This is a genomic window from Saccharopolyspora sp. NPDC002578, assembly GCF_053592695.1.
The window spans coordinates 19,866-36,064 of sequence record NZ_JBSFWJ010000031.1 but is presented as its reverse complement, the minus strand read 5'-3'; the positions used below and the strand labels follow the sequence as shown (position 1 = coordinate 36,064).

Genomic DNA, 16,199 nt, shown 5'->3' with positions numbered 1-16,199 from the left:
GCGAGAACCGGAGGTCGACATGGACGGGGTGTTCCGCGCGGCGACGATCGTCGACGGTTCCGGGCGGGACCGCTACCGCGGCGACGTCGCGGTCCGCGGTGAGCGGATCAGCGAGATCGGCCCGCCGGGCGCGCTCGACGGCGAGCGGGTGCTCGACGCCGACGGCCTGGTGCTCGCGCCGGGCTTCATCGACATGCACTCGCACTCCGACCTGCAGATCCTCGCCGAGCCGGACCACCTGGCGAAGGTCTCGCAGGGCGTGACGCTGGAAGTGCTGGGCCAGGACGGGCTGTCCTACGCGCCGGTCGACGACGCGACGCTGGCGGCGGTGCGGGCGCAGATCGCGGGCTGGAACGACGACCCGCCCGGTTTCGACTGGAACTGGCGCGGCGTCGGCGAATACCTCGCGCGGCTGGACACCGGGATCGCGGTCAACGCCGCGTACCTGGTGCCGCAGGGCACGTTGCGGATGCTGTGCGTCGGCCACGACGACCGGGACGCCACGCCCGCCGAGCTCGACCGGATGCGCCAGGTGCTCGCGGACTCGCTCGCCGAGGGCGCCGTCGGCATGTCGTCGGGGCTGACTTACACGCCGGGCATGTACGCCTCGGACGCGGAGCTGACCGAGCTGTGCCGGGTCGTGGCCGCGCACGGCGGTTTCTACAGCCCGCACCACCGCAGCTACGGCGCGGGGGCGCTCACGGCCTACGCGGAGATGATCGAGGTGAGCCGCGCGTCCGGCTGCCCGTTGCACCTGGCGCACGCGACGATGAACTTCGAGGTGAACCGGGGCCGCGCGCCCGAGCTGCTGTCGCTGGTCGACGACGCGCTCGCCGCGGGCGCGGACATCACGATGGACAGCTACCCGTACCTGCCGGGGGCGACCTCGCTGCACGCGCTGCTGCCGAGCTGGGCCGCCGAAGGCGGTGTCGAGGCGACGCTGGCGCGGCTGCGGAATCCGGCTGACCGGTTGCGGATCCGGCACACCATGGAGGTGGCGGGTTCCGACGGTTGCCACGGGGTGCCGGTCGACTGGGAGACCATCGAGGTCAACGGGGTGCGCGACGCCGAGCGCAACGGGCACCTGGTGGGGCGCAGCATCGCCGAATCCGCCAGGGCCTCCGGCGCGGAACCCGCCGAGGTGTTCTTCGACGTGCTGGTCTCCGAGCGGCTCGGCACCTCCTGCCTGATGCACGTCGGGCACGAGGAGAACGTGCGCGCGATCATGCGCCACCCCGCGCACACCGGTGGCAGCGACGGGCTGCTGGTCGGTGCCCGGCCGCACCCGCGCGCGTGGGGGACCTTCCCCCGCTACCTGGGGCGCTACGTGCGGGAGCTGGGCGTGCTGAGCCTGGAGGAGTGCGTCCGGCACCTCACCTCGCGGGCCGCGGACCGGTTGCGGCTGCCCGATCGCGGTCGCGTGCGGGAGGGCGCGGTCGCGGACCTGGTGCTGTTCGACCCGGACTCCGTCGCCGACACCGCCACCTTCGACGAGCCCCGCAGCACGGCCGCGGGGATGCACCAGGTGCTGGTCAACGGGGTTCCCGTCCTCGACTCCGGGCGGCGCACCGACGCGCTGCCCGGTCGTGCGGTACGCCGCACCTCCTGACCCCCAAGGAGTCCACTGTGGATGGTTTAGTGCACTGGTTGCAGCAGGAGACCTCAGGTCTGCTCACGTTGTGCGCGGTAGGCATCGCCGCATTGCTGCTGATGATCATCCGGTTCCGGGTGGAACCGTTCATCGCACTGATCATCACCGGGTTGCTGCTGGCGCTCGCCGCCGGAGTGCCCGTCACCGACCTCGTCGGTTCCGCGCAGAAGAGCAGCGAATCGCTGCTGGAGAGCGGATTCGGCAGCATCCTCGGCCACATCACCGCGATCGTCGGCCTCGGCGCGATCCTCGGCTCGATCCTGGAGGCCTCCGGCGGCGCGCAACTGCTGACCCGCAGGCTGCTCGCCGCCTTCGGGGAGAACCGGGCGCCGCTGGCGATGGGGTTGTCCGGGCTGCTGTTCGGCATCCCGGTGTTCTTCGACATCGGCATCTTCGTGCTCGCGCCGCTGGTCTACACCGCCGCCCGGCAAGGCGGGCGGTCGATCCTGCTGTACTGCCTGCCGCTGGTCGCGGGCCTGTCGATGACGCACGCGTTCCTGCCCCCGCACCCCGGGCCGGTGGTGGCCGCCGGGCTGCTCGGAGTCGATCTCGGCTGGATCATCCTGATGGGCCTGGCCTGCGGCATTCCCGCGTTCGTCGTGGCGGGCGTGCTGTTCCCGGCGTGGATCGGCAAGCGCATCCACGTGGACGTCCCCGACACCGCACCGCCCGCCGAACTGACCTCCGAGTCCGGCGACGAGCCGAAGCTCGGCGTCGTCGCGCTCGTCATCGGGCTGCCGATGCTGCTGATCCTCGGCGGCACCTTCGGCAGCATCACGCTGCCCGCCGGCGCGGCGCTGGACGTGCTGACGTTCCTGGGCAATCCGGTGGTGGCGCTGACCATCGCGGTGCTGACGGCGTTCTGGCTGCTGGGCACGCGGCGCGGCCTCACCGGGCAGGACCTGGCCACGCTGACGGCGGCGGCGCTGCGCCCGCTGGGCATGATCCTGCTGGTCGTCGGCGCGGGCGGGTTCTTCGGCAAGGTGCTCTCCGAGACCGGTGTCGGCGACGCGCTCGCCGGGTCGCTGCAGGCCTCCGGGCTGCCGCTGATCGTGTCGGCGTACGTGATCAGCTCCGGGCTGCGGATCGCGCAGGGCTCGGCGACGGTGGCGATCGTGACCACCGGCGGCATCGTGGCGCCGCTGCTGGCCGACGCGGACTTCTCGCAGCCGCGGCTGGCGCTGATCGCGGTGGCCATCGCCGCGGGTTCGATCATCGCCTCGCACGTCAACGACGGCGGGTTCTGGATCATCTCGCGGTACTTCGGGATCTCCGTCAAGGACATGATCAAGACTTGGACGGTGCTGGAGACGATCCTGTCGCTGACCGGCTTCGCCATGGCCGCGCTGCTGAGCCTGCTGGTGTAGCGGCCGAGCCGGAATGCCGGACCCGGCGCTGCGCGTTGATCGCCGCAGGGGCGGGTATCCCGGCAGGGCAGCCGCGCACCGCGGTGCCCGACGGGATGCGCGCCCCTCGGCTTCCGGCGCACGAACGACAGGGAACGGATCATGACCAACACGACCATGCGGGCCATCGGCCAGGACGAACTCGGCGGACCGGAGGTGCTGCGCGAGACGACAGTGCCGCGCCCGTCCCCGCTGCCCACCGAGGTGCTGGTGCGCGTCGTGTCCGCCGGGGTCAACCCGGTGGACTGGAAGACCCGCGAAGGCGGGGGCATGGCGGGCGTGCTCGGCGAACCGCCGTTCGTCCTCGGCTGGGACGTCTCCGGCATCGTCGAGGAGACCGGGTTCGGCGTGCACACCCTGACCGCGGGCGACGAGGTCTACGGCATGCCGTGGTTCCCGCGCCAGGCGGGCGCCTACGCGGAGTACGTGACCGCACCGGCCCGGCAGTTCACCCGCAAGCCCGCGACGCTGAACCACGACCAGGCGGCCGGGGTGCCGCTGGCGGCGCTGACCGCGTGGCAGAGCCTGGTCGACCTCGCCGGGATCTCCCGCGGGCAGCGCGTGCTGGTGCACGCGGCCTCCGGCGGGGTGGGGCACTTCGCGGTGCAGATCGCGAAGCACTTCGGCGCGCACGTGATCGGGACCGCCCGCGCGAGCAAGCACGACTGGGTGCGCGAGCTGGGCGCGGACGAGGTGATCGACTACCGGGAGACCCGCTTCGAAGAGGTCACCGGCGACGTCGACGTGGTCCTCGACCTGGTCGGGGACGGCATCGACGACACCAGCACCCGCTCGCTGGACGTGCTCAAGCCGGACGGGCTGCTGATCGCGGTGCCCTCGGGCGTCGCCCCCGAACTGCTGGAGCGGGCCCTGCGGCGCGGCGTGCGCGCCACCGGATACCTGGTCGAGCCGGACGGGACGGCGCTGCGCCGGATCGGTGAGCTCATCGACGACGGCACGATCTCCGTGGAGATCGACGAGGTGTTGCCGCTGGCGCAGGCAGCCGAAGCGCACCGGCGCGGGCAGAGCGGCGAGGTCCGCGGCAAGCAGGTGCTGCGCGTCGCTCCGTGAGCCGACTCGGCCGGGCGGTCTTGCCGCCCGGCCGATCTCGGGCGGACGAGATTGGGCCATTTTGGTCTGGTCCATTGTCGAGCGCGGCGACGAGACTGGCGGCCGACGCACCCGACGAAGGAGAACCACCGTGCCCGGTCCCGCCCAGAACCCGATGCGCCGCCGAAACTTCCTCGGCGTCCTCGCCGGAGCGAGCGCGCTGCCGCTGCTGTCCCCGCTGACCGCGGCGGCCGGGCCGCGCGCGACGACGACGGCGTACGTGGGCAGCCTGACCTCCGCGGAACCCGTCGGCCTCGGGCTGGAAGTGGCCGGCTTCGACGCCGCGACCGGGAAGCTGACCTCCACGGCGGTCGTCGAAGGCGTCCCGGACGCGTCGTTCTTCGCCTTCTCCCCCGACGGCCGGGTCCTCTACACCACCAACGAGCAGGAGCAGGGCGGAGTCACCGCGCTGAGCCTCGCCGACCCCGCCGCGCCCGCGGTGCTCGGCAGCGCGAAGACCGGCGGATCCGGCACGACGCACCTCACCGTGCACCCCGACGGGTACCTGCTGACGGCGAACTACACCGACGGCACCGTCTCCGCGCACCCCATCGAGCCCGACGGCGGCGTCGGCGAGGCGACCGACCTGGTGCGCCACGACGCCGCCGAACCGCACGCCCACCAGGTGCTCATCGCTCCCGCCGGTGATCTGGCGGTGGCCGTGGACCTCGGCGCGGACGCGGTGTTCGTGTACGCGCTGGAGGTCGGCAAGCTCGTGCAGCGCCAGAAGCTCACCGTCCCGACCGGGACCGGGCCGCGCCACCTCGCGTGGCACCCGGACGGCGGGCGCGCCTACCTGCTCGCCGAGTACGCCTCGACGATCACCGTGCTGGACTGGGACGGCGCGGCCTTCACCGCCGGGCAGGTCCTCGACACCCGCGACGAAGGCGCCACCGGCGAGAACTTCCCCGCCGAGATCGCGGTCTCCGGCGACGGCGCGCACGTGTACGCCTCGAACCGGGGCGACGACACGATCGCCGTGTTCGCCGTGCGCGACGACGGCCTGGAACGGCTCGGCAGCACCCCGACCGGCGGGCAGTGGCCGCGGCACTTCGCGTTCGAGCCGGGCGAATCGGCGCTGCACGTGGTGAACCAGCGCTCCGGCACGATCACCCGGCTGGCCCGCGACGCGGGCACCGGACTGCTCGCGCCCGCCGAGGAGTCCGGCGCGTTCGCCGGAGCCGTGGTGCTCGCGTTCGGTGGCTGAGGCGCCCGGATCGGGTCAGCTGCTCGGCTGAAAGGGCGAATTCCCGCGAGGACAACGGGAAGAACCCGCACCGACGCGGCGACTCCCTCCCCCGGACAGGTGAAATCGCTACTCTGAGCGGTTCGTTTCGGGGGGGGGATCGAGGGGGTTCCGGATGCCGGACAACACCATCCCGGTCAAGGGGCTGCGCGCGGTGATCGGGTCCCGCTGGCGGCGCACCGGCCTGTTCTCGGCGGTCGGTGAGCAGCCGATCTTCCACCTGGTCCGGGAGGACCGCCCGGACGAGCTGACCGCCCAGCTCGGCGGGCACCTCGGCGGCGGGGTGCCGCACGTGCTGCTCAACGCCGGCCAGCCCTTGCCGGACGACGAGCTCAGCACCTCGGTGCTGATGCGGGAACAGCTGCTGGACAAGGTCGCGCTCGGCCTGGGGCGGCACGATTCACGGCGCTGGCAAGGGCGGATCCGCTTCCGCCGCTACGCCTTGGCCAGCTACCTGCTGCAGCACAACGAGGAACCGCCCGAACCCGACGAGGTGCCGAACCGGCAGGCCCGCGAACTGCTCGGGAACTACGTGCGCGGGCGGCTGTTCGGGCTCAAGAACCGCCAAGCCGAAGCCGAAGGAGCCGGGGCGGGCGCGCGCGTCGACGCGACCGTGCACCGGGTCGAACCGCTCGGGCTGCCCTGGTACCTGCTGCTGCCCGCGATGCTGCTGTCCTGGGCCCTGCCGCCCGCGATCCAGCGCGGCGTGGTGCTGCGCAGGCCCGCGCGCTGGTCCCTGCGCCAGCACTACCTGTCGCCGCGCGAATCCGCGGACTTCGCGAGCTTCGCGCAGCGGCTGCTGAGCACGCCGTCGGTGCACGAGAACGCCAACCAGGTGCGCAAGTTCCTCGTGCACGCCCTGCTGGAAGACCTCGCCGACGCCTACGCGCGCCGGGTGTGGCGGTGGCGCTGGATGCGGCGCGACAACTACCCGGTGCTGCTCCTGCAGGGCGTCACCCCCGGCACCACCGGCGAGCTGCTGATCCGGCTGATCAACGACGTGCGCAACGAGACCGGCGCGCGGGACCCCCTGCTGGTCGTGGCCAGCGGCCCGGAAGAACTGCCGCACGGCACCGCACCCGCCGAGCCGATGACGGTGCAGGGCTGGCAGAAGCAGCTGCTGGAGGCCAGGCGGAAGCGCTCGCCCACGGCCTGGTACCTGCCGCTGCGAGTGGAGAACCCGCCGACCGATGTGGAACCGCTCCCCGCCTTCCCCCGCGGGCAGGCACCGATCCGCACCAAGCGAGCGCGCGCCCTGCGGGTCGTGCCCGCGCTGCTGGCGGTGATCGTCGTGGCCGGGGCGGGCGGCTGGTACGTGAAGGAATGGGCGCAGCACTGCGGACAACTGCGGCCGTGGGCCGGCGGCGACCTGATCTGGGCGGACCCGGACGGATTCGGGGACAACAACGGTGAATGCGTCGGCGTGTCGGACGGATACGTGTTCTCGCAGCCGGACGGAGAGGGAGACGTGACGCGCGAAGCCCTCGAGCGGGCGCAGATCCGGATCCACGACCTCAACGAGCAAGCCGACGAACTGCACCGGAATCAGACGGACCTGCCGTACGTCACGATCGTCTACTTCAGCGTCCTGACGACCACCAACTCCGATTCGACCGCGCTCACCGCGGCCCTGGAGGAGCTGCACGGCGTCGCCGACGCGCAGGAGGAGTCGCGCATGGCCCGGCTGCCGCTGCGGGTGCTCATCGCCAACGGCGGCGAAGGCATGCGGCACGCCCCCGACGTCGCCGAACGGATCAACGCGATCGCGCGGGAAGCCGAGAGCACGAACGCCACCGCACGCGGGGACGCCCGGCGGCCTGGCGCACCGCGCGAAGCGACGTCACCGGTGGTCGGCGTGGTGGGCATGGGCGGCAGCAGGGAGATCACGAAGGAGGCCATCGCCGACCTGGGCGACGGCGGGCTGCCCACCATCGGGATCACCACCTCGGCGGATTCGATGTGGAAGTCCAGCAAGCTGTACTTCCAAGTGGCACCGCCGAACAAGGACCAGGCGGCAGTGGTCGGCCGGTACATCCAGGACCACCTCGACGTCCCCGTGCGGAGAGCGACCATCTACCAGGAGAGCGGCGACGCCTACAGCGAGAACCTCGCCGCCGACGTGCGCCGCGAGCTCATCGGGCGCGGCATCGCCGAGGTCAGCGTGACCGACGACAACGCGACCGTCGCGCGGTCGTGCGGCCGGGACACGGTGCTGTTCTTCGCGGGGCGTTCCGAACGGCTCAACGAATTCCTGAGCAACCAGACCTGCGACCCCGACGAACGACCGCAGCTGATCGCAGGTGACGACATCACGAAGTTCGTGCTCGACGACCAGATGCCGGACCACACCGATCTCCGGCTGGACTACGTGTCGTTCAACAAGCTGCAGCACTCCGGCAGCACCAGCCAAGGACGGTCCGCGCTGGCCCGCGACGCGATGAAACTGCTCGGCCAGGCCGTGGACCAGTTCAAGTACAACGGGTTGCCGCTGAACGGGCTCACCGTGTGGAACGAGCTGTCGCACACCAAGAGCATGCTGACCGGCAGCACCGGCGCGATCGTCTACGACCGCAGCGACCAGGACCCGATGAACGATCAGGTCCCGGTGCACAAGGCGATCACCATCGAACGCATCGAAGGCGGTGCGCAGGAAAGCCGCACGTTGTTGGTGTGCGGCGATCACCAGGCCAACACCGCGGCCAGGCCCGAGGGCTGCACCTGGCTCGGCGACTGAGGTCCGGACCCGTGCCACCCGGATCGACGCCGGGTGGCACGGGGCTGCTCAGTCCTCCGCGAGGATCGGGGCCAGGTAGCGGCCCGTGTAGCTCTCCTCGACCTCGGCGACCTGCTCCGGCGTGCCCTGGGCGACGAGCTCGCCGCCGCCGGACCCGCCTTCGGGACCGAGGTCGAGCAGCCAGTCGGAGGTCTTGATGACGTCCAGGTTGTGCTCGATCACGATCACCGTGTTGCCCTTGTCGACGAGGCCGTTGACCACGCCGAGCAGCTTGCGGATGTCCTCGAAGTGCAGGCCCGTCGTCGGCTCGTCGAGGATGTAGACGGTCTGACCGGTGGAGCGCTTCTGCAGCTCGCTGGCCAGCTTCACCCGCTGCGCCTCACCGCCGGACAGCGTCGGCGCGGGCTGGCCGAGCCGCACGTAGCCGAGGCCGACGTCCACCAAGGTGCTCAGGTAGCGGTGGATCGCCTTGATCGGCTCGAAGAACTCCGCGGCCTCCTCGATGGGCAGGTCCAGCACCTCGGCGATCGTCTTGCCCTTGTAATGCACTTCGAGCGTTTCGCGGTTGTAGCGAGCGCCCTTGCACACCTCGCACGGCACGTACACGTCCGGCAGGAAGTTCATCTCGATCTTCAACGTGCCGTCGCCCGCGCACGCCTCGCACCGGCCGCCCTTGACGTTGAAGGAGAACCGGCCCGGCAGGTAGCCGCGGACCTTCGCCTCCGTCGTCTCCGCGAACAGCTTGCGGATGCGGTCGAACACCCCGGTGTAGGTCGCAGGGTTCGAACGCGGGGTGCGGCCGATGGGCGACTGGTCCACCTGGACCAGCTTGTCGACCTGGTCCACGCCCTTGATCCGGGTGTGCCTGCCGGGGACCTGGCGCGCGCCGTTGAGCTTGTTCGCCAGCACCGACGCCAAGATGTCGTTGACCAGCGTCGACTTCCCGGAACCGGAGACGCCGGTGACCGAGACCATGCAGCCCAGCGGGAACGACACGTCGATCTTGCCGAGGTTGTGCTCCTTGGCGCCCACCACGGTCAGCTGCCGCTTCGGGTCCCGCTTGCGGCGGGTCTGCGGGATCGGGATCCGCTTGCGCCGGGCCAGGTAATCACCGGTCAGCGAATCCTCGTTGTCCAGCAGCTCCTTGTACGGGCCGCTGTGCACGACCTTGCCGCCGTGCTCGCCCGCGCCCGGACCGATGTCGACGACCCAGTCGGCGCTGCGCACCGTGTCCTCGTCGTGCTCGACGACGATGAGCGTGTTGCCCAGGTCCCGCAGCCTGCTCAGCGTCTCCAGCAGCCGGTGGTTGTCCCGCTGGTGCAGGCCGATCGACGGCTCGTCCAGCACGTACAGCACGCCGACCAGGCCCGAGCCGATCTGCGTGGCCAGCCGGATGCGCTGCGCCTCACCGCCGGAGAGGGTGCCCGCCGCGCGGTCCAGCGACAGGTAGTCCAGGCCCACGTCGAGCAGGAATCCCAGCCGCGCCTGCACTTCCTTGAGCACCCGGCCCGCGATCATCTCCTCGCGGTGCCCCAGCACCAGGGCGTTGAGGAACGCCGCGCACTCGCGCACGCTCAGCGAGCTGACCTCGGCGATGGACAGCTCGCCGTGCTCGGCGTTCTCCATCGTGACCGCGAGGATCTCCGGCTTGAGCCGCGTCCCGTCGCACGACGGGCACGGCACGTCGCGCATGTAGCCCTCGTACTTCTCGCGGGCGTAGTCCGATTCGGTCTGGTCGAGGCGCCGTTCCAGGAACGGGATGACGCCCTCGTAGGAGGCGTAGTAGGAGCGCTGGCGCCCGTAGCGGTTCTTGTAGCGCACGTGCACCTGGTCGTTGGTGCCGTGCAGCACCGCCTTCTTCACCTTCGTCGGCAGCTTGTCCCACGGGGTGTCCATCCGGAACCCGACCGACTCCGACAACGAGGTCAGCAGCCGGGTGAAGTACTCGGCGGTGTGCCCGCCCGCCCACGGCGCGATGGCGCCCTCGCCCAGCGAGAGCTCCTCGTCGGGCACGACGAGTTCCGGGTCGACCTCCTTGCGGATGCCCAGGCCCGCGCAGTCCGGGCAGGCGCCGTAGGGCGAGTTGAACGAGAAGGAGCGCGGCTCCAGCTCGTCCACGCCCAGCGGGTGCCCGTTCGGGCAGGCCAGGTGCTCGGAGAACTTCCGCTCGCGTTCCGGGGAGCCCTCGTCGACGTCGACGAACTCCAGCAGCACCAGCCCGTCGGCGAGCCGCAGCGCCGTCTCCACCGAGTCGGTGAGCCGCTGCTTCGCGTTCGCCTTCACCGTGAGCCGGTCCACGACCACGGCGATGTCGTGCTTCTCCTGCTTCTTCAGCGTCGGCGGCGACTCCAGCTGGTGCACCACGCCGTCCACCCGGGCGCGCGCGTAGCCCTGCGACTGCAGCTGCTCGAACAGGTCGACGTACTCGCCCTTGCGGCCGCGGATCACCGGCGCCAGCACCTGGAACTTGGTGCGCTCCGGCATCGCCAGCACCTGGTCGACGATCTGCTGCGGCGTCTGCTTGCTGATCGCCTCACCGCAGGTCGGGCAGTGCGGCTTGCCGGCGCGGGCGTAGAGCAGCCGCAGGTAGTCGTAGACCTCGGTGATGGTGCCCACCGTGGAGCGCGGGTTGCGGCTGGTCGACTTCTGATCGATGGACACCGCGGGCGACAGGCCCTCGATGAAGTCCACGTCGGGCTTGTCCATCTGGCCGAGGAACTGCCGCGCGTAAGCCGACAGCGACTCCACGTAGCGCCGCTGTCCCTCCGCGAAGATGGTGTCGAAGGCCAAGCTGGACTTGCCGGAGCCGGACAGTCCGGTGAACACGATCAGGCTGTCGCGCGGCAGGTCGATGTCGATCCCGCGCAGGTTGTGCTCGCGGGCGCCGCGGACGACGAGGCGGTCGGCCACTGTGATCCTTTCGGAAGTTCTCGCCGGTTCGCTGGACGCGCCCGCCGGCACCGGGCCGCGGCATCGCCCACCCTCGGACGACCCGGCCGGGCTCCCCGTGACGGCGGCCCTGGCGGGGCACGAGCCCCTGGTCGGTCGACCTGGCGCGGAGCCGAGCAGGTCGGCGTTGCCGCGCTCGGCGGTGTTCGGACGTCGCGCGGCCATGCTATGCCGGACCCCCGACAGTGCCGCGTCGTCCCTCGTCACAGGCCGTATCAGGATGCAACGCGCACAGCGGTGCGTTATTCCGCAGCCATTAGCACGCCCTTGCGCGACCATACGCAAATTTCCCCGGATTGGGCACTGTCGGGGGACACACCTGTGCCCCTACTCTCGGGTACTCCCCTGCCACGTCCGGAGCACTTTCCTGCACACTTCAAGGAATCCGATGGCTGACACCGTCCTCGGCGCCGGCGGCACCCACGTGCCCACCGGAGCCCAGCAGTCCACCGAACAGGTCACCGCCGCCCTGTCCGCGATCGAAGCGGGCACGCACCGGCTGCTCGAGGTCGGCAAGGCGCTCGACGACGCGAGCGTGCGACGGCCCAGCCTGCTGCCGGAATGGTCGCGGGCGCACGTGCTCACCCACCTGGCGCGCAACGCCGATGGGCTGCTGAACCTGCTGATCTGGGCGCGGACCGGCGCCGAGCACCCGATGTACGCCAGCCCCGCCGACCGGGACGCCGACATCCAGGAGGGCGCGGTGCGCGGTCACCGGCTGCTGCTGGAGGACGTGGTCGCCTCGCACGGCCGCTTCGCGCACGCCGTGCGCACGCTGCCGGAGTCGGCGTGGGACGCCGAGGTCGTCGGCCGCCAGCCGATGCCCGCGCGCGACGTGCTGCGCAAGCGGCTGCTGGAGGTCTGGGTGCACCTCGCGGACCTCGACCACGGCTTCGGCTTCGCCGACATCCCCGAACCGGACGTCGAGCAGCTGCTGGAGGACACCGTCCAGACGTTCGGCGGCAGGCCCGACGTGCCCGCCGTGACGGTCGTCGTGGACTTCGCCGACGGGCACCTGCGCACGTGGGAGCTGCGCGGGACCACCTCCCCGCCCGCCCAGGTGCGCGGGACTCCGGGCGCGATGCTCGGCTGGCTTCTCGGGCGGACCGGGAACGAAGCGCTGGAAGGCGAGGCGCCGGAGCTGCCGGTGTGGCTGTGAGGCAGGCCTCGCCGAAGCGATAGGGTTCCCCGCGTGGAGGCATACGAGCAGTACACCGGCCATGTCGAACCCGGCGGCGCCCCCGCCAAGCGGGTGCTGGACGCGCTGACCATCACGAAGGTGTCGGTCGGCCCGATGGACAACAACGCGTACCTGCTGACCTGCCGCGGCACCGGCGACGCGCTGCTGATCGACGCGGCCAACGATTCGGAACGGCTCGCCGACCTGCTGGGCCACGACGACGACCGGCCCCGGCTGCGCAGCATCGTCACCACGCACCAGCACGGTGACCACTGGCAGGCGCTGGGCGCGGTCGCGGGCCAGACCGGCTGCTACACGCTGGCGCACCCGGCGGACGCGCAGGCGCTGCCGGTGCCGCCGGACCGCCTCGTCGACCACGGCGACACCGTCTCCGTCGGCGACGCCGAGCTGCAGGTGATCCACCTGCGCGGCCACACCCCCGGGTCCATCGCGCTCGTCTACCGCGACCCGGCGGGCCACCCGCACCTGTTCACCGGCGACTCGCTGTTCCCCGGCGGGGTCGGCAAGACGAACTCGCCGGAGGACTTCGCCTCGCTGGTCGACGACGTGGAGAACCGGATCTTCGCCGAGCTCCCCGACGACACCTGGTTCTACCCGGGCCACGGCGACGACTCGACCCTCGGCGAGCAGCGCCCCCACCTCGCGGAATGGCGCGAACGAGGCTGGTGACCGAAGCACGCCGAAGCGGGCCGCCCGAACGATCGGGCGGCCCGCTTTCACGTGCGGGGATACCAATGCGCTGCGCGGCGATACCGGCGCGCGCACGTCCACTCGAATGAGCACGCCCGCGTTCCCGCAGGCAGAGCCAGCGATGTTCTAGAATCGCACAATGGGGATGGATGCCGAGGCGTTGGGCCGCAGGATCGGCGAAGCGCGCGGCCGGGCCGGAGTGACGCAGGCAGAACTGGCGACAGAGGTCGGGATCGACCGCTCGGCCATCGCGAAGATCGAGTCCGGTCAACGCCGCGTGTCCGCCGTGGAACTGGGCCGGACCGCGGCCGCGCTGCAGATGCGGATCGAATGGTTCCTCGACGACGCTCCACATGCGCTCGTCTCGCGCCGCAACGCTCAGGATCCCGGCTCTCCGAGTCCTCGCATCGACGCGATGGCCGAACGCATCACCCGCGAAGTCGAATTCGTCCTGCGCCACGACGACCGCATCACCCCCGCCGCGGTGCAGGCGCGGACGATGCCGGAAACCGCGGCCGGAGCGGAAGAACTCGCCGCCACAGCGCGAAATCTGCTCCGCGTGCCGCTCGACGGACCGTGCACCGGACTCGCCGAGAAGGTTGCCGCGGTCGGCCTGTTCCCGTTCTCCCTCGACCTGGGAGCGGAATCCGCCGATGCGGCGACCGTGCTGCTCGACACCGGCGGGGTCGCGATCGTCAACGGTGGACTCCGCGTCGGCAGGCGACGTCTCGCCCTGGCCCACGAGCTCGGGCACTTCCTCGTCGCCGACGACTACGCGGTGGACTGGCGGATCGCCGAGACGCTCGGGGCGGAGCACCGCGAAGCGCTGTTCGACCGGTTCGCCCGGGCTCTCCTGCTGCCGGCCCAGAGCCTCCGCGCGGTGTGGGAGCAGCACACGTCCGCCGACGGGGACACCCGCACCGCGGCGGTGCGCATCGCGAGCTCGTACCGCGTCGACATGGCGACCCTCGCCAGAAGGCTCATCGAGCTCGGCCTCGCAGCGCGACCGGACGCCGATCGGATCAGGGCCACCCGGACGAACAGGGCCGACATCGTCGAACTGGACCTCGTCGTCGGCGACGAACTCGCCCCGCCAGCGCTGCCGCGCGAGTACGAGCGCGCGGTCCTCCGGCTGTTCCGGAGCGAGTCGATCACGGCCGCCAGAGCGATGGACCTGCTCCTCGACACGTGGACCGAGGACATGCTGCCCACGTTGCCGCAACGCGGCGAGGACCAGATCTGGCAGTACATCTGAGATGGGCGCAACCCCCGGCGTGCTGGTGTTCGACACCGGACCGCTCAGCCACTTCGCCCAGCAAGGCTGGCTCGGAATCCTGCGCGTGGTCGTCGGCGATCGGACCGCGGTCATCCCCGACACCGTCGTCGACGAGCTTCGGGCGGGCGCCGAGCAGCGAGTGCACCTGAAGCTCGTGCTCGATGCGGTGTGGCTCGAACACCGAGCGCTCACCGGCCCGGACGAGCTGTCCGAGTTCGCGCGTTTCGCTGAGATGCTTGCGGCGAAAGGGCGAAACCTCGGCGAATGCGGCGTGCTCGCCTACGCGAAGGCGAACGGGGCGACGGCGGTCATCGACGACGGCCCTCCGCGCAAGCTCGCACGTGCGCACCAAGTGGCGTGCAAGGGAACGCTCGGGTTCCTCTGCGAAGCGCTGCACGACGGCCTGCTGTCGATCGATCTCATCTCCGCGGTGGCCGATCACCTGCTGGAGAGCGAATACCGGCTGCCCTTCAGCACCGGTGGATTCCGGCGCTGGGCGCACGAGCAAGGTCTGATCCCGCCCTTCCAGTGACGACGCGGGTGCTCGTTGATCGTTCGTCGCTGCGCTGTCCGAGGGGGCGGGCTGTCGGAACGGGGTGGGTGATCCTAGGCTCGGTGGATGGCCAGGTACTACGACGTGCACCCGGACAATCCGCAGCGCCGCACGCTCGGGCAGGCGGTCGACATCATCCGGTCCGACGGGGTGATCGTGTATCCGACGGACTCCTGCTTCGCCCTGGGCACCGGGCTGGACAACAAGAACGGTGTGGAGCGGATCAAGACCATCCGCAAGCTCGACGACCGGCACCACTTCACCCTGGTGTGCGAGAACTTCGCGCAGCTGGGCCAGTTCGTGCACATCGACAACTCGGTGTTCCGCGCGATCAAGGCGAGCACGCCGGGCAGCTACACGTTCATCCTGCCGGCGACCAAGGAAGTGCCGCGCCGGTTGATGCACCCGAAGAAGAAGACCGTGGGCATCCGCATCCCCGAGCACGTCACCGCGCAGGCGCTGCTGGCGGAGCTGGGCGAGCCGCTGCTGTCGAGCACGCTGCTGCTCCCCGACGAGGAGGAGCCGCTGACGCAGGGCTGGGACATCAAGGAACGGCTCGATCACGTGGTGGACGCGGTGCTGGATTCGGGCGACTGCGGGACCGAGCCGACCACGGTCATCGACTTCTCCAGCGGTGAGGCCGAAATCGTGCGCCGCGGCGCGGGGGACACCAGCCGCTTCGAGTGATCTCGGCGCGCGCGTGCCGGGAAGGACCCCCACGTCCTTCCCGGCACCGCGTCACCGGGGAGCGTCACCTGGCTCCCCGGATTCTCGTCAGCCGTTCGCGGGCACGCCCGGCGCGGGAGCGGGGATGCCGGGAGCGGGCACGCCCGGCGCCGGGGCGGGCACCGGCACGCCGTGGCCGGGCGCGGGTCCCCAGCAGGGAACGGTCGGCAGCGCCGGGATGGTCTCGCCCGCCTCGGGGGCTTCGGGCAGCGGCGGGACCGGTCCTTCGGGGTCCTCGGACGGGACGCCCGGCAGCGGCGGAACCGAACCCTCCGGGTCGTCCGAAGGCACACCCGGCAGCGGCGGAACGGACCCTTCCGGGTCGCCCGACGGAATTCCGGGCGGCACCGAACCCTCCGGGTCGTCGGACGGGATGCCGCACGGCGGCAGCGGCACCGCCGGAGCCGCCTCCGCCGGGACGCCCGGTGCGAGCGGCGCGCCCTGGACCGGCGCGGCCTCCGCCGGAGCCGGAGCGGCCTCCGCGAGAGCCGAACCGGCGCCACCGAGGCCGAGCACGGCGGCTCCGGCCACGATGATGGCGGCGCGGGAAACGAGCTTGTTCCGCATCGTTGTGAACTCCTCTGCGTCTGGTGGACCGCGGTGTGCACCGCGACGAGGACGACGATGCCGATCTTCGCTGGAGCGGAGCTGAAGCTT

Annotated in this window: 12 protein-coding genes; 10 read left to right on the top strand and 2 right to left on the bottom strand. The window is 71.2% G+C overall.

Annotation, left to right across the window (positions count from 1 at the left end; genetic code table 11):
* Positions 1–19: 19 nt before the first annotated feature.
* The 5 genes from ACWD38_RS16520 (at position 20) to ACWD38_RS16500 (ending at position 8,147) form a co-directional block, all read left to right on the top strand.
* Positions 20–1,609, top strand: coding sequence for an N-acyl-D-amino-acid deacylase family protein (locus ACWD38_RS16520; RefSeq protein ID WP_450124371.1), 1,590 nt, complete (start codon positions 20–22; stop codon positions 1,607–1,609).
* A 17-nt stretch (positions 1,610–1,626) separates the two neighbouring features.
* Positions 1,627–3,018: a GntT/GntP/DsdX family permease gene (locus tag ACWD38_RS16515; RefSeq protein WP_184480613.1), complete on the top strand. Its 1,392-nt coding sequence runs from the start codon at positions 1,627–1,629 to the stop codon at positions 3,016–3,018.
* 156 nt (positions 3,019–3,174) lie between these two features.
* Positions 3,175–4,128, top strand: a complete 954-nt coding sequence (locus tag ACWD38_RS16510; RefSeq protein ID WP_221316596.1) for an NADP-dependent oxidoreductase — start codon at positions 3,175–3,177, stop codon at positions 4,126–4,128.
* Between the two features lie 130 nt (positions 4,129–4,258).
* Complete coding sequence (locus tag ACWD38_RS16505; RefSeq protein ID WP_343071489.1) at positions 4,259–5,374, top strand: lactonase family protein; 1,116 nt, start codon at positions 4,259–4,261, stop codon at positions 5,372–5,374.
* Between the two features lie 154 nt (positions 5,375–5,528).
* The gene (locus tag ACWD38_RS16500; protein WP_450124370.1) at positions 5,529–8,147 is read left to right on the top strand and encodes a hypothetical protein; all 2,619 of its coding nucleotides are present in this window, start codon (positions 5,529–5,531) and stop codon (positions 8,145–8,147) included.
* Positions 8,148–8,195: 48 nt separating this feature from the next.
* Here ACWD38_RS16500 and uvrA read toward each other — a convergent pair whose 3' ends face one another.
* The gene (gene uvrA, locus ACWD38_RS16495) at positions 8,196–11,057 is read right to left on the bottom strand and encodes an excinuclease ABC subunit UvrA (protein WP_450124369.1); all 2,862 of its coding nucleotides are present in this window, start codon (positions 11,055–11,057) and stop codon (positions 8,196–8,198) included.
* Between the two features lie 427 nt (positions 11,058–11,484).
* Between uvrA and ACWD38_RS16490 the strand changes: the two genes are divergently transcribed.
* The 5 genes from ACWD38_RS16490 to ACWD38_RS16470 all read left to right on the top strand — a co-directional run bounded on the left by ACWD38_RS16490 (position 11,485) and on the right by ACWD38_RS16470 (position 15,503).
* The gene (locus ACWD38_RS16490; protein ID WP_184480621.1) at positions 11,485–12,255 is read left to right on the top strand and encodes a maleylpyruvate isomerase family mycothiol-dependent enzyme; all 771 of its coding nucleotides are present in this window, start codon (positions 11,485–11,487) and stop codon (positions 12,253–12,255) included.
* Between the two features lie 33 nt (positions 12,256–12,288).
* A complete protein-coding gene (locus ACWD38_RS16485; protein WP_184480623.1) occupies positions 12,289–12,966 on the top strand; it encodes an MBL fold metallo-hydrolase in 678 nt (225 codons plus the stop codon).
* 160 nt (positions 12,967–13,126) lie between these two features.
* On the top strand, positions 13,127–14,242 hold the full coding sequence (locus ACWD38_RS16480; RefSeq protein ID WP_221315876.1) for a helix-turn-helix domain-containing protein: 1,116 nt from the start codon (positions 13,127–13,129) through the stop codon (positions 14,240–14,242).
* 1 nt (position 14,243) lies between these two features.
* The gene (locus ACWD38_RS16475; RefSeq protein ID WP_184480625.1) at positions 14,244–14,795 is read left to right on the top strand and encodes a hypothetical protein; all 552 of its coding nucleotides are present in this window, start codon (positions 14,244–14,246) and stop codon (positions 14,793–14,795) included.
* Positions 14,796–14,882: 87 nt separating this feature from the next.
* Positions 14,883–15,503, top strand: a complete 621-nt coding sequence (locus ACWD38_RS16470; RefSeq protein ID WP_184480627.1) for an L-threonylcarbamoyladenylate synthase — start codon at positions 14,883–14,885, stop codon at positions 15,501–15,503.
* 87 nt (positions 15,504–15,590) lie between these two features.
* Here ACWD38_RS16470 and ACWD38_RS16465 read toward each other — a convergent pair whose 3' ends face one another.
* Positions 15,591–16,109, bottom strand: coding sequence for a hypothetical protein (locus tag ACWD38_RS16465; RefSeq protein WP_184480629.1), 519 nt, complete (start codon positions 16,107–16,109; stop codon positions 15,591–15,593).
* Positions 16,110–16,199 lie beyond the last annotated feature (90 nt).

Excerpts from the sequence above, each read along its gene's own strand:
- ACWD38_RS16490 (WP_184480621.1), top strand. The coding sequence starts at position 11,485 with ATGGCTGACACCGTCCTCGGCGCCGGCGGCACCCACGTGCCCACCGGA.
- ACWD38_RS16470 (WP_184480627.1), top strand. The coding sequence starts at position 14,883 with ATGGCCAGGTACTACGACGTGCACCCGGACAATCCGCAGCGCCGCACG.
- ACWD38_RS16475 (WP_184480625.1), top strand. The coding sequence starts at position 14,244 with ATGGGCGCAACCCCCGGCGTGCTGGTGTTCGACACCGGACCGCTCAGC.
- ACWD38_RS16500 (WP_450124370.1), top strand. The coding sequence starts at position 5,529 with ATGCCGGACAACACCATCCCGGTCAAGGGGCTGCGCGCGGTGATCGGG.
- ACWD38_RS16480 (WP_221315876.1), top strand. The coding sequence starts at position 13,127 with ATGGGGATGGATGCCGAGGCGTTGGGCCGCAGGATCGGCGAAGCGCGC.
- ACWD38_RS16520 (WP_450124371.1), top strand. The coding sequence starts at position 20 with ATGGACGGGGTGTTCCGCGCGGCGACGATCGTCGACGGTTCCGGGCGG.
- ACWD38_RS16510 (WP_221316596.1), top strand. The coding sequence starts at position 3,175 with ATGCGGGCCATCGGCCAGGACGAACTCGGCGGACCGGAGGTGCTGCGC.
- ACWD38_RS16465 (WP_184480629.1), bottom strand. The coding sequence starts at position 16,109 with ATGCGGAACAAGCTCGTTTCCCGCGCCGCCATCATCGTGGCCGGAGCC.